The following is an 11,701-nucleotide window of genomic DNA, read 5'->3' as shown; positions in this document are numbered from 1 at the left end:
ATGAGAAGCTTTTTAATGTATTTAATAGTAAAGATTTATCTTTTATCCATTGGAACGAATGGTCTTAATGCATAACCAGTGTACACCTGACGAGGACGACCAATAGGTTCTTTATTGATACGCATTTCTTTCCATTGTGCAATCCAACCCGGAAGACGACCAATAGCGAATAATACTGTAAACATATCTGTAGGAATTCCTAAAGCACGGTAAATAATTCCTGAATAGAAATCTACGTTTGGATATAATTTTCTGTCAACGAAATAAGGATCAACTAAAGCTGCTTCTTCTAATTGCTTAGCGATACTTAAAATAGGATCATTAACTCCCAGTTCAGCTAATACTTCATCAGCTGCTTTTTTAATGATTTTTGCTCTTGGATCGAAATTTTTGTAAACTCTGTGTCCGAATCCCATTAAACGGAATGGATCATCTTTATCTTTTGCTCTAGCTAATGCTTTTTGTGCATCTCCTCCATCTTTTTGGATTTGCTCTAACATTTCCAAAACTGCTTGATTGGCACCACCGTGTAATGGTCCCCATAATGCAGAAACCCCTGCAGAGATTGAAGCAAATAAACCAGCATGAGAAGAACCAACGATTCTTACTGTAGACGTAGAACAGTTTTGTTCATGATCTGCATGAAGAATGAATAATTTATCTAAAGCATTGATAACTGTTTTGTTAGTAGTATAAGGACCTGTTGGTAATGAGAACATTAATTTCATGAAATTGTCTACATAACCAATAGTGTTATCATAATAGTTTAATGGGAATCCCATCATTTTACGATACGTCCAAGTTGCAATAACCAAGAATTTACCCATAGTTTTGCAAATTGCCTCATACATTTCTGCCTCATTTTCTACATTTACCACTTTAGGGTTAAAGGCAGTCAAGGCACTTGTAAGCGAAGATAAAACACCCATTGGATGAGCCGTTTTTGGAAAACCATCAATGATGTTTTTCATTTCTTCGTTTACTAAAGTGTATTTACGAATATTGTTTTCAAATTTTTCTAATTGTGATTTTGTAGGTAACTCTCCAAAGATAACAAGGTAAGATACTTCTAAGAAATCAGCTTTTTCAGCTAAATCTTCGATAGCATAACCTCTATAACGAAGAATTCCTTCTTCTCCATCAAGGAAAGTAATATCACTTTTACAAGAACCTGAATTTTTATACCCTGGATCTAAGGTAATCGCGCCAGTTAAAGCACGTAATTTTTCAATGTCGATAGCTGGTTCGTTTTCACTCCCTATAATAACTGGAAACTCATACTTATTGCCATCGTACTCTAATATCGCTGTTTTTGACATAATGTAATTTGGGAATTAATCTTATTAAAATAACTTAACAAATTTAGCGAAATATGTATTAAATAAAAAAGTTTTACTGAAACGTTTTCGTTAAATCTTTGATAAAAAAAGAAAACCTGATAGAAATTGACTATCAGGTTTTTAATATTATTAAACTAAAATAATTTATTTCATTTTAAAAGCACTCTCTCCTGGAAAATAAGCCACATCTCCTAATTCCTCTTCAATTCTTAATAACTGATTATATTTTGCCATACGATCTGAACGAGAAGCGGAACCTGTTTTGATTTGCCCACAGTTTAAAGCTACTGCTAAATCTGCAATTGTATTGTCTTCAGTTTCTCCTGAACGGTGAGACATTACAGAGGTATATCCAGCATTATGAGCCATATTTACTGCTGCAATTGTTTCAGTTAAAGTACCAATTTGGTTAACTTTAATCAAAATCGAATTAGCAATTCCTTCAGAAATACCACGAGATAAACGCTCCACATTCGTTACAAATAAATCGTCTCCAACTAATTGTACTTTATCTCCAATTTTATCTGTTAAATATTTCCAACCTTTCCAGTCATCTTCATACATTCCGTCTTCAATAGAAACAATTGGATATTTAGACGCTAATTCTGCTAAATAATCAGCTTGTTCTTCTGAAGTTCTAACTTTACCAGTAGCACCTTCAAATTTTGTATAATCGTATTTACCATCAACATAAAATTCAGACGCAGCACAATCTAAAGCAATCTTGATATCATCACCAAAAGTATAACCTGCATTTGTTACGGCTAATTTGATAGAATCTAAAGCATCTTCTGTACCACCAGCTAAATTTGGTGCAAAACCTCCTTCATCTCCAACTGCAGTAGATAAGTTTCTGTCATGTAATACTTTTTTAAGGTTATGGAAAATTTCAGTTCCCATTTGCATTGCATGAGTAAAAGAAGTTGCCTTAACTGGCATAATCATAAATTCTTGGAAAGCAATAGGCGCATCAGAATGAGACCCCCCATTAATAATGTTCATCATTGGCACAGGTAATGTATTTCCAGAAACACCTCCTACATAACGATATAAAGGCAATCCTAATTCATTTGCTGCCGCTTTAGCTACTGCCAAAGAAACTCCTAAAATAGCATTTGCGCCTAATTTTGATTTGTTTGGAGTGCCATCCAACTCAATCATTATTTTATCTATTAGATTTTGCTCAAAGACCGAAGTTCCAACCAAAGCTTCTGCAATAGTAGTATTTACATTTTCAACCGCTTTTAAAACCCCTTTACCCATGAAAGCCTTTCCACCGTCACGTAATTCTACAGCTTCATGCTCACCTGTAGATGCTCCAGAAGGAACAGCTGCACGACCAAGAATCCCATTATCTGTTACCACATCGACTTCTATAGTTGGATTACCTCTTGAGTCAAGAATTTGTCTTGCATGTACTTTTATAATAATACTCATATTTTCAATATTTTAATTTTCTTTTTGAATGAATTACAAATTTATCCAAACTGGATTAAGAATAACTCTTCAAAATAAAATTGTTATTAACGATAACGTTTTAGTTTTTACTTGATTTTATATTTTCAATGAATTGATCAAACAAATATGATGAATCGTGCGGTCCTGGACTAGCTTCTGGGTGATATTGTACCGAAAAGCAATTTTTAGATTTCATTCTCATTCCAGCCACTGTACCATCGTTTAAATGTATGTGAGTAATTTCTAATTCATTGTGTTTCTCTAACTCTTCTTTATTCACAGCAAAACCGTGGTTTTGAGAAGTAATTTCTCCTTTACCTGTAACTAAATTTTTAACTGGATGATTAATTCCTCTGTGTCCGTTAAACATTTTATAGGTTGAAACACCATTTGCTAAAGCAATCACTTGATGTCCTAAACATATACCAAATAACGGTTTGTTTTGAGCTAAAATTTGGCGAGCAACATCTTGAGCACTAAATAAAGGATCTGGATCACCTGGTCCATTAGACAAAAAGAAACCATCAGGATTAAAAGATTTCATATCCTCGTAACTAGCATTGTAAGGAAAAACTTTTATATAACAATCTCTTTTTGCAAAATTTCTAAGTATGTTCTTTTTGATTCCTAAGTCAAGAGCTGAAATTTTATAAGTAGCATTTTCATCTCCAAAGAAATAAGGCTCTTTAGTTGAAACTTTAGAAGCCAATTCTAAACCTTCCATATCTGGAGTCGCTGCTAATAATTGTTTTAATTCTTCCACCGAAGTTCCATCTGTACAAATGACCGCATTTTGTGCTCCATTATCTCTAATATAACTTACTAAAGCGCGAGTATCTACATCAGAGATACATATCAAATTTTGCTTTTCAAAATAATCGTACAAATTACTTTCAGAATCTGGACGAGAATGAAACATTGAAAAGTTTTTGCAAACTAAACCAGAGATCATAATTCTATCTGATTCTACTTCTTCAGCATTTACACCATAATTGCCAATGTGAGCATTAGTAGTTACCATAATTTGCCCAAAGTAAGAAGGATCTGTAAAAATCTCCTGATAACCTGTTGTTCCGGTATTAAAACATACTTCTCCAAAGGTTTTCCCTTTAATTCCAATTGACTTTCCGTGAAAAATAGTACCGTCTGCAAGTAGTAAAATAGCAGACTGTTTTGTTGTGTGTTGCATTGTTGTGTAAAGTTTGACAAATTTATTCAAAAAAAAAGGATAAACTAAAATGTTTATCCTTTTTTATATTTATGAATTGAGCATCATAATTATTCAGCAGATTCAGAAGATTCTTCAGTTGCAGGAGCTTCAGGAGTAGCATCAGCTTTTTTAGCTTTAGCACCACCACGACGACTTTTTGCTTTTTTAACTTCTTTTTTACCACCGTTGTAGATTTCGTTGAAATCCACTAACTCAATCATAGCCATATCTGCGTTATCCCCTAAACGGTTTCCTAACTTGATGATACGAGTATATCCTCCAGGACGGTCACCAACTTTAGCAGCTACATCTCTGAATAAATCAGTTACAGCGTATTTGCTTTTTAAGTATGAGAAAACGATACGACGATTGTGAGTAGTATCTTCTTTTGATTTAGTGATAAGCGGCTCAACAAATTGTTTTAACGCTTTCGCTTTAGCAACAGTAGTGTTAATACGCTTGTGTTCGATTAATGAACATGCCATATTAGCCAACATAGCTTTTCTATGTCCTGCCTGTCTGCTTAAATGATTTACTTTTTTTCCGTGTCTCATGACATTGCTTTTTAAACTTCATCTTGCTTCAATCCTCTTTGGAGAGCAAAATATGAAGTAAATTATTCTTTATCTAATTTGTATTTTGACAAGTCCATTCCGAATGTTAAATTCTTATTGGCAACTAATTCATCAAGCTCAGTTAATGATTTTTTACCAAAGTTACGGAACTTCATTAAGTCATTTTTATTAAACGATACTAAGTCGCCCAACGTATCAACTTCAGCTGCTTTTAAGCAATTTAAAGCTCTTACAGATAAGTCCATGTCCACAAGTTTAGTTTTCAACAACTGTCTCATGTGTAATGATTCTTCATCATATGATTCTGTTTGAGCAATTTCATCAGCCTCCAATGTAATTCTCTCATCAGAGAACAACATAAAGTGGTGAATTAATACTTTTGCAGCTTCAGTAAGAGCATCTTTTGGATGAATAGATCCATCAGTTTTAATTTCAAAAACTAATTTTTCATAATCCGTTTTTTGCTCTACACGGAAGTTTTCGATAGCATACTTCACGTTCTTTACTGGTGTAAAGATTGAATCTGTAAAGATTGTACCTATTGCAGCGTTTTGTTTTTTGTTTTCTTCTGCTGGCACATATCCTCTACCTTTCTCAATAGTAAGTTCCATATTAAGGTTAACTTTACTATCAAGGTTACAAATTACCAACTCAGGGTTTAACACTTGGAACCCAGAAATAAATTTTTGGAAATCCCCAGCAGTAACTTGATCTTTTCCTGTGATTGATATTGTCACAGCTTCGTTATCGATATCTTCAATTTGACGTTTGAAACGTACTTGTTTTAGATTAAGGATAATTTCAGTAACATCTTCAACAACACCAGAAATAGTAGAGAATTCATGATCAACACCTTCGATACGAACAGATGTGATAGCATATCCTTCCAATGCTGAAAGTAAAACTCTTCTAAGTGCGTTACCAACAGTCAATCCGTAACCTGGTTCAAGAGGTCTGAATTCGAATTTTCCTTCGAAGTCAGTAGAATCGATCATGATAACTTTATCGGGCTTTTGAAAATTAAATATTGCCATAAATTTTCGACTGATGTCAATTATTATTTGTTGTACAATTCGACGATAAGTTGTTCTTTGATATTCTCAGTAATTTGGATTCTTTGAGGAACAGACACGAAAGTACCTTCTTTAGTATCGTTATTCCAAGTAATCCATTCATATACGTGAGAAGATGCAGATAAAGAACGTTCGATAGCTTCTAAAGATTTAGATTTTTCACGAACAGCAACTTTGTCACCAGGTTTTAAATGGTAAGAAGGAACGTTAACCACTTCACCATTTACAGTAATATGTCTGTGAGATACAATTTGACGTGCAGCTCTTCTAGACGGAGCGATACCCATTCTGAAAACTACGTTATCTAAACGAGCTTCACATAATTGTAAAAGGATTTCACCTGTTACACCTTTAGAAGCAGCCGCTTTTTCGAATAAGTTTCTGAATTGTTTTTCTAAAATACCGTAAGTATATTTAGCTTTTTGCTTTTCCATTAACTGGATAGCGTATTCAGATTTTTTACCTCTCTTTTTAGCTAAACCATGTTGCCCTGGAGGGTAATTTCTTTTCTCGAAGGCTTTATCATCTCCGAAGATTGCTTCGCCAAACTTACGAGCAATTTTTGTTTTTGGACCAGTATATCTTGCCATTTTAAAAAATTTTAAGGTAGAGATTATGAATTCAGGTCGTCAAATCCTCCGATAATCTGTTTTCTACCTAGTGTTATACTTAAATAAATTAAACTCTACGTCTTTTTGGAGGACGACATCCGTTGTGTGGAAGTGGAGTAACGTCGATAATTTCTGTTACTTCTATTCCTGAATTATGAATTGATCTGATTGCAGATTCTCTACCATTTCCAGGACCTTTCACAAAAACTTTCACCTTTTTAAGTCCAGCTTCTAATGCTACTTTTGAACAGTCTTCAGCTGCCATTTGAGCTGCATACGGAGTATTCTTTTTAGAACCTCTGAAGCCCATTTTACCAGCAGATGACCATGAAACAACTTCACCTTTTTTGTTAGTTAACGAAATGATGATGTTGTTAAAAGTTGCACTAATATGCGCTTCTCCTGTCGACTCAACGATAACTTTACGTTTTTTTGTGCTTGTCTTAGCCATATTACTACTTATTATTTAGTTGCTTTTTTCTTGTTAGCAACAGTTTTTCTTTTACCTTTTCTAGTTCTAGAATTGTTTTTAGTTCTTTGTCCTCTTAATGGAAGACCTGCTCTATGACGGATTCCTCTGTAGCATCCAATATCCATTAAACGTTTGATGTTTAATGAAGTTTCTGAACGTAATTCACCTTCAATTTTGTAGTATGAAACTGCGTCACGGATTGCTCCAATTTCGTCGTCATTCCAGTCTTGAACTTTTTTGTCTTGACTTACTTGAGCCTTTTCTAAGATCTCAATAGCTCTGCTTTTTCCAATTCCGAAGATATATGTCAAAGCAATAACTCCTCTTTTGTTTTTTGGGATATCTACCCCTGCTATTCTTGCCATAATTATCCTTGTCTTTGTTTAAATCTAGGATTCTTTTTGTTAATAACGTATAATCTTCCTTTTCTACGAACGATAATGCACTCGGCACTTCTCTTCTTTACTGATGCTCTTACTTTCATTTTAGTAGCTTTAGTATCTATAAGTAATTCTTGCTTTTGACAAATCGTATGGACTCATTTCAAGTTTCACTTTATCACCAGGTAATAATTTGATATAATGCATACGCATCTTTCCTGAAATGTGAGCAATTACGATATGTCCATTTTCTAACTCAACACGGAACATTGCATTTGACAATGCTTCAATAATTGATCCGTCTTGTTCTATTGCTGATTGTTTTGCCATATTAAGCTACTGCTTTTCTGTTTTTACCACTTTTCATCAAACCATCATAATGTTTATTTAACAAATATGAATTAATTTGTTGAACAGTATCAATTGCTACTCCAACCAAAATTAATAATGATGTACCTCCAAAGAACAAAGCCCATTGCGTTTGTACCCCCATTGCAGTTTGAACTATTGCTGGGAACACAGCAAGTAACGCAAGGAATAATGATCCAGGGAATGTAATTAAAGACATCACTCTATCTAAAAAGTCAGCAGTTTCAACTCCTGGTTTAACACCTGGAATGAATCCACCACTTCTTTTTAAATCGTCAGCCATCTTATTAGTAGGAACTGTAATTGCAGTGTAAAAATAAGTAAATACTATAATTAACGTTGCAAATAACAGGTTGTACTCCCATCCAAAAATATTTTGAAATCTTGTGCTAATAGATCTTGCTGTTTCTGAAGATGATAAACCTGCAATTGCTGCTGGTATAAACATGATTGCTTGGGCAAAAATGATTGGCATAACTCCAGATGCATTTAATTTTAATGGTATAAATTGACGGTTACCTCCCATTAAATCTTGCTCTAAGTCTCCAGAAACTGAACGACGAGCATATTGTACAGGGACTTTACGAACTGCCATAACCATTAATATACATGCAATGATTACTAATAGCCAAATAATAACTTCAAGAACAATTAACATTGGTCCTCCGTTATTATTACTAACTACTGATGAGAATTCTTGAATAAATGCTTGTGGCATTCTAGCAACAATTCCAACAAGGATTAATAATGAAATACCGTTTCCAATACCTTTATCAGTAATTTTTTCTCCTAACCACATTGCAAAAATAGTTCCTGTAGTTAAAATAATTACTGACGAGAATAGAAATCCGAATGAATTAAATCCTAATAAGAAAGCATCAGCTGGAAGTGTACGGTATAAGTTATAGATATAACCAGGACCTTGCACTAAAGTGATTCCAATTGTTAACCATCTTGTGATTTGATTCATCTTCTTTCTACCACTTTCTCCTTCATTTTGAAGTTTTTGTAAATAAGGAATTGCAATTCCCATTAACTGTACTACAATTGAAGCAGAAATGTAAGGCATAATACCCAAAGCAAATACCGAGGCTTGTGAAAATGCTCCACCTGTAAACACGTCAATTAACCAACCAATACCTTTATCTGTTTGATTAGTTAATCCTTGTAATTTAGAAGCATCTATACCTGGTAACGTTACTTGAGCGCCAAAACGATAAACTAACAGAAATCCTAATGTAATTAGGATTCTGTTTTTTAGTTCCTCTATTTTCCAAACGTTTTGTAACGATTCAATAAATTTTTTCATCGTGTTCAGAAAATTATAATTCTATAGCTTCACCACCAGCAGCTTCGATAGCAGCTTTAGCAGTAGCCGTGAATTTGTGTGCACTTACTTTTAATTTAGCTTTAAGCTCACCTCTTCCTAAAATCTTAACAACTTCAGTTTTAGTAGCTAAACGGTTTTCTACTAATGTAGCGAAATCTACAGTATCAGTAGCATATCCGTTATCAACAAGAGCTTGTAAAGTATCTAGGTTTACACCTTGATATTCAACTCTATTGATATTTTTGAAACCAAATTTAGGTACACGTCTTTGAAGCGGCATTTGCCCTCCTTCAAAACCAATTTTTTTAGAATAACCAGAACGAGACTTAGCTCCTTTGTGACCACGTGCAGCAGTACCACCTTTTCCAGAACCTTCACCTCTACCTACTCTTTTGTTTTGGTTGTGCGTTGAACCTTCAGCTGGTTGTAAATTACTTAAATTCATAACAATATTAGTTATTAAGCTTCTTCTACAGAAACTAAGTGTTTAACTTTATTTACCATTCCAAGGATAGCAGGATTTGCATCGTGCTCAACAACTTGACCCATTTTACGTAAACCCAAAGATTCTAATACTCTTTTTTGGTTTACTGGACAGTTGATTTTGCTTCTTACTTGTTTTACTTTAATCTTTGCCATAATTTCCTTGAATTAACCTTTAAATACTTTCTCTAAAGAAACTCCTCTTTGCTTAGCTACAGTAACTGCGCTTCTCATTTGTAATAAAGCATCGAAAGTTGCTTTAACTACATTGTGAGGGTTTGAAGATCCTTGAGATTTAGACAATACATCGTGCACCCCTACTGATTCAAGTACGGCACGAACAGCACCTCCAGCAATTACTCCGGTACCGTGAGAAGCAGGCATTAAAAATACTCTTGCTCCACCAAATTTACCTTTTTGCTCATGAGGAACTGAATGACCACTTAAAGGAATTCTCACTAAATTTTTCTTAGCATCTTCCACCGCTTTAGCGATTGCTTCAGAAACATCTTTAGATTTTCCTAATCCGTGACCAACTACACCATGCTCATCACCTACTACTACAATTGCAGAAAACCCGAAAGCTCTACCACCTTTTGTAACCTTAGTAACACGATTAACACTAACTAAACGATCTTTCAATTCAAGACCACTTGGTTTTACTAGTTCTACGTTTTTATAATTATGATACATAATTTTAGAATTTTAATCCAGCGGCTCTAGCGCCTTCTGCTAATGATTGAACACGACCGTGGTATAAATATCCACCTCTATCAAATGTAACATTATCGATACCAGCTTTTAAAGCTTTCTCTGCAACTAATTTACCAACTGCCGCAGCAATTTCTACTTTAGTTCCTTTAGTATCAACACCTTTTTCGCGAGAAGAAGCTGCTAATAATGTAACACCGTTTACATCATCTATAAGCTGAGCATAGATTTCTTTGTTACTTCTGAATACAGATAAACGAGGTCTTGCAGCAGTTCCGCTAACAATTTTTCTAATTCTGTACTGTATTCTTTGTCTTCTATCAGTTTTTGTTAATGACATAACCTTATTTTTTAAGCTGATTTACCTGCTTTTCTTCTTAATACTTCACCTACAAACTTAATACCTTTTCCTTTGTATGGTTCAGGCTTACGGAAACCTCTGATTTTCGCAGCAACCTGACCTAAAAGTTGTTTGTCATAAGAAGTTAATTTTACGATAGGGTTTTTACCTTTTTCAGAAATTGTTTCTACAACAACCTCAGGCGCAACCTCTAAAACGATATTGTGCGAGTAACCCAAAGCCAAATCAAGTTTATTTCCTTGATTAGAAGCTCTGTAACCAACTCCCACAAATTCTAATTCTTTAGTAAAACCAGTAGACACACCAGTAATCATATTATTGATTAAAGCTCTATACAAACCGTGTTGAGCTCTCTCTTCTTTGCTATCGGCAGCTCTTGAAACAAGAACTTGATTTTCTTCAACAGTTACAGTAACATTGTTTGTAAACTCTTGAGAAAGTTGCCCTAGTTTTCCTTTAACTGTAACAACAGCATCCTTAACTTCTACAGTTACGCCAGCTGGAATTGCAATTGGATTTTTACCTATTCTTGACATTTCTTATCTCTTTTTTAGTATACGTAACAGATTACCTCACCACCAACATTTAATTGTTTAGCTTGTTTTCCAGTCATAACTCCTTTTGAAGTTGACACGATAGCAATACCTAAACCATTCAAAATTCTTGGTAATTTAGAAGCACCTGCATACTTACGTAAACCTGGTTTACTAATTCTTTGAATATCTTTAATTACTGGCTCTTTAGTATCTTTATCATACTTAAGGGCAATTTTGATAGTACCTTGAACAGTACTGTCTTCGAACTTGTAGCTAAGAATATAACCTTGATCGAATAAGATTTTTGTGATTTCTTTTTTCAAGTTAGACGCAGGGATTTCAACCACTTTGTGGTTTGCTTTTACTGCATTTCTAACTCTCGTAAGATAATCCGCAATTGGATCTGTATACATTATAAACAAATTGTGGTTATGGTTTTCAACTCACCCTCAGTGAGTTGAACCTTTAACCTATTAAACTTTAATATTTTAAGTTTGCAAATATAATACTTTTTTGCAAACTACCAAGAAGCTTTTTTAACTCCTGGAATCAATCCACTGTTTGCCATTTCACGGAATGTTACACGCGAAATACCGAATTGACGCATATACCCTCTTGGTCTACCTGTTAATTTACAACGATTGTGTAAACGAACTGGTGAAGCATTTTTCGGTAACTTTTGTAAAGCAGCATAATCTCCAGCTTCTAACAAAGCTTTTCTTTTCTCTGCATATTTTTCTACCGTTTTTTGTCTTTTAACCTCGCGGGCTTTCATTGATTCTTTAGCCATGT

At 34.3% G+C, this 11,701-nt stretch carries 18 protein-coding genes; all 18 read right to left on the bottom strand.

Features of this window, described 5'->3' with window-relative positions:
* Positions 1 to 35: 35 nt before the first annotated feature.
* Positions 36 to 1,319, bottom strand: a complete 1,284-nt coding sequence (locus LJY17_RS15055) for a citrate synthase (protein ID WP_264544616.1) — start codon at positions 1,317 to 1,319, stop codon at positions 36 to 38.
* A gap of 165 nt (positions 1,320 to 1,484) precedes the next feature.
* Complete coding sequence (gene eno, locus LJY17_RS15050) at positions 1,485 to 2,777, bottom strand: phosphopyruvate hydratase (RefSeq protein ID WP_264544615.1); 1,293 nt, start codon at positions 2,775 to 2,777, stop codon at positions 1,485 to 1,487.
* 100 nt (positions 2,778 to 2,877) lie between these two features.
* Positions 2,878 to 3,987 carry a glutamine-hydrolyzing carbamoyl-phosphate synthase small subunit gene (gene carA / locus LJY17_RS15045; RefSeq protein WP_264544614.1) on the bottom strand — a complete coding sequence of 370 codons (1,110 nt, stop codon included), beginning with the start codon at positions 3,985 to 3,987 and terminating at the stop codon, positions 2,878 to 2,880.
* 89 nt (positions 3,988 to 4,076) lie between these two features.
* The gene (rplQ, locus tag LJY17_RS15040; protein WP_264544613.1) at positions 4,077 to 4,562 is read right to left on the bottom strand and encodes a 50S ribosomal protein L17; all 486 of its coding nucleotides are present in this window, start codon (positions 4,560 to 4,562) and stop codon (positions 4,077 to 4,079) included.
* A 62-nt stretch (positions 4,563 to 4,624) separates the two neighbouring features.
* Positions 4,625 to 5,617, bottom strand: coding sequence for a DNA-directed RNA polymerase subunit alpha (locus LJY17_RS15035; protein ID WP_073311678.1), 993 nt, complete (start codon positions 5,615 to 5,617; stop codon positions 4,625 to 4,627).
* A gap of 23 nt (positions 5,618 to 5,640) precedes the next feature.
* Positions 5,641 to 6,246, bottom strand: coding sequence for a 30S ribosomal protein S4 (gene rpsD, locus LJY17_RS15030; protein WP_264544612.1), 606 nt, complete (start codon positions 6,244 to 6,246; stop codon positions 5,641 to 5,643).
* Between the two features lie 88 nt (positions 6,247 to 6,334).
* Complete coding sequence (rpsK, locus tag LJY17_RS15025) at positions 6,335 to 6,718, bottom strand: 30S ribosomal protein S11 (RefSeq protein ID WP_073311682.1); 384 nt, start codon at positions 6,716 to 6,718, stop codon at positions 6,335 to 6,337.
* An 11-nt stretch (positions 6,719 to 6,729) separates the two neighbouring features.
* Positions 6,730 to 7,104: a 30S ribosomal protein S13 gene (gene rpsM / locus LJY17_RS15020; RefSeq protein WP_073311683.1), complete on the bottom strand. Its 375-nt coding sequence runs from the start codon at positions 7,102 to 7,104 to the stop codon at positions 6,730 to 6,732.
* Positions 7,105 to 7,106: 2 nt separating this feature from the next.
* Entirely contained in the window at positions 7,107 to 7,223 is a 117-nt protein-coding gene (ykgO, locus tag LJY17_RS15015; protein WP_002987490.1) for a type B 50S ribosomal protein L36, read from the bottom strand.
* 10 nt (positions 7,224 to 7,233) lie between these two features.
* Complete coding sequence (infA, locus tag LJY17_RS15010; RefSeq protein WP_007136545.1) at positions 7,234 to 7,449, bottom strand: translation initiation factor IF-1; 216 nt, start codon at positions 7,447 to 7,449, stop codon at positions 7,234 to 7,236.
* A 1-nt stretch (position 7,450) separates the two neighbouring features.
* Complete coding sequence (gene secY / locus LJY17_RS15005) at positions 7,451 to 8,797, bottom strand: preprotein translocase subunit SecY (protein ID WP_264544611.1); 1,347 nt, start codon at positions 8,795 to 8,797, stop codon at positions 7,451 to 7,453.
* 13 nt (positions 8,798 to 8,810) lie between these two features.
* Entirely contained in the window at positions 8,811 to 9,263 is a 453-nt protein-coding gene (rplO, locus tag LJY17_RS15000) for a 50S ribosomal protein L15 (RefSeq protein WP_073311685.1), read from the bottom strand.
* A 14-nt stretch (positions 9,264 to 9,277) separates the two neighbouring features.
* A complete protein-coding gene (gene rpmD / locus LJY17_RS14995; protein WP_264544610.1) occupies positions 9,278 to 9,457 on the bottom strand; it encodes a 50S ribosomal protein L30 in 180 nt (59 codons plus the stop codon).
* A gap of 12 nt (positions 9,458 to 9,469) precedes the next feature.
* Positions 9,470 to 9,994, bottom strand: a complete 525-nt coding sequence (gene rpsE, locus LJY17_RS14990; RefSeq protein ID WP_073311689.1) for a 30S ribosomal protein S5 — start codon at positions 9,992 to 9,994, stop codon at positions 9,470 to 9,472.
* 4 nt (positions 9,995 to 9,998) lie between these two features.
* On the bottom strand, positions 9,999 to 10,352 hold the full coding sequence (gene rplR, locus LJY17_RS14985) for a 50S ribosomal protein L18 (RefSeq protein WP_264544609.1): 354 nt from the start codon (positions 10,350 to 10,352) through the stop codon (positions 9,999 to 10,001).
* A gap of 11 nt (positions 10,353 to 10,363) precedes the next feature.
* Entirely contained in the window at positions 10,364 to 10,909 is a 546-nt protein-coding gene (gene rplF / locus LJY17_RS14980; RefSeq protein ID WP_264544608.1) for a 50S ribosomal protein L6, read from the bottom strand.
* Positions 10,910 to 10,923: 14 nt separating this feature from the next.
* Positions 10,924 to 11,322 (bottom strand): 30S ribosomal protein S8, encoded by a 399-nt coding sequence (gene rpsH / locus LJY17_RS14975; RefSeq protein ID WP_264544607.1) that lies wholly within the window; start codon positions 11,320 to 11,322, stop codon positions 10,924 to 10,926.
* A 107-nt stretch (positions 11,323 to 11,429) separates the two neighbouring features.
* The gene (gene rpsN, locus LJY17_RS14970) at positions 11,430 to 11,699 is read right to left on the bottom strand and encodes a 30S ribosomal protein S14 (protein WP_073311697.1); all 270 of its coding nucleotides are present in this window, start codon (positions 11,697 to 11,699) and stop codon (positions 11,430 to 11,432) included.
* Between the last annotated feature and the right edge of the window lie 2 nt (positions 11,700 to 11,701).

This window comes from Flavobacterium hankyongi, from assembly GCF_036840915.1.
GTDB classification, from domain to species: Bacteria; Bacteroidota; Bacteroidia; order Flavobacteriales; family Flavobacteriaceae; genus Flavobacterium; species Flavobacterium hankyongi.
Note: the sequence above shows the minus strand (reverse complement) of the source record. Positions and strands in the feature narration are given on the sequence as shown.

Coding starts and splice junctions, on each gene's coding strand:
- LJY17_RS15055 (WP_264544616.1), bottom strand. CDS start 1,319: ATGTCAAAAACAGCGATATTAGAGTACGATGGCAATAAGTATGAGTTT.
- eno (WP_264544615.1), bottom strand. CDS start 2,777: ATGAGTATTATTATAAAAGTACATGCAAGACAAATTCTTGACTCAAGA.
- carA (WP_264544614.1), bottom strand. CDS start 3,987: ATGCAACACACAACAAAACAGTCTGCTATTTTACTACTTGCAGACGGT.
- rplQ (WP_264544613.1), bottom strand. CDS start 4,562: ATGAGACACGGAAAAAAAGTAAATCATTTAAGCAGACAGGCAGGACAT.
- LJY17_RS15035 (WP_073311678.1), bottom strand. CDS start 5,617: ATGGCAATATTTAATTTTCAAAAGCCCGATAAAGTTATCATGATCGAT.
- rpsD (WP_264544612.1), bottom strand. CDS start 6,246: ATGGCAAGATATACTGGTCCAAAAACAAAAATTGCTCGTAAGTTTGGC.
- rpsK (WP_073311682.1), bottom strand. CDS start 6,718: ATGGCTAAGACAAGCACAAAAAAACGTAAAGTTATCGTTGAGTCGACA.
- rpsM (WP_073311683.1), bottom strand. CDS start 7,104: ATGGCAAGAATAGCAGGGGTAGATATCCCAAAAAACAAAAGAGGAGTT.
- ykgO (WP_002987490.1), bottom strand. CDS start 7,223: ATGAAAGTAAGAGCATCAGTAAAGAAGAGAAGTGCCGAGTGCATTATC.
- infA (WP_007136545.1), bottom strand. CDS start 7,449: ATGGCAAAACAATCAGCAATAGAACAAGACGGATCAATTATTGAAGCA.
- secY (WP_264544611.1), bottom strand. CDS start 8,797: ATGAAAAAATTTATTGAATCGTTACAAAACGTTTGGAAAATAGAGGAA.
- rplO (WP_073311685.1), bottom strand. CDS start 9,263: ATGAATTTAAGTAATTTACAACCAGCTGAAGGTTCAACGCACAACCAA.
- rpmD (WP_264544610.1), bottom strand. CDS start 9,457: ATGGCAAAGATTAAAGTAAAACAAGTAAGAAGCAAAATCAACTGTCCA.
- rpsE (WP_073311689.1), bottom strand. CDS start 9,994: ATGTATCATAATTATAAAAACGTAGAACTAGTAAAACCAAGTGGTCTT.
- rplR (WP_264544609.1), bottom strand. CDS start 10,352: ATGTCATTAACAAAAACTGATAGAAGACAAAGAATACAGTACAGAATT.
- rplF (WP_264544608.1), bottom strand. CDS start 10,909: ATGTCAAGAATAGGTAAAAATCCAATTGCAATTCCAGCTGGCGTAACT.
- rpsH (WP_264544607.1), bottom strand. CDS start 11,322: ATGTATACAGATCCAATTGCGGATTATCTTACGAGAGTTAGAAATGCA.
- rpsN (WP_073311697.1), bottom strand. CDS start 11,699: ATGGCTAAAGAATCAATGAAAGCCCGCGAGGTTAAAAGACAAAAAACG.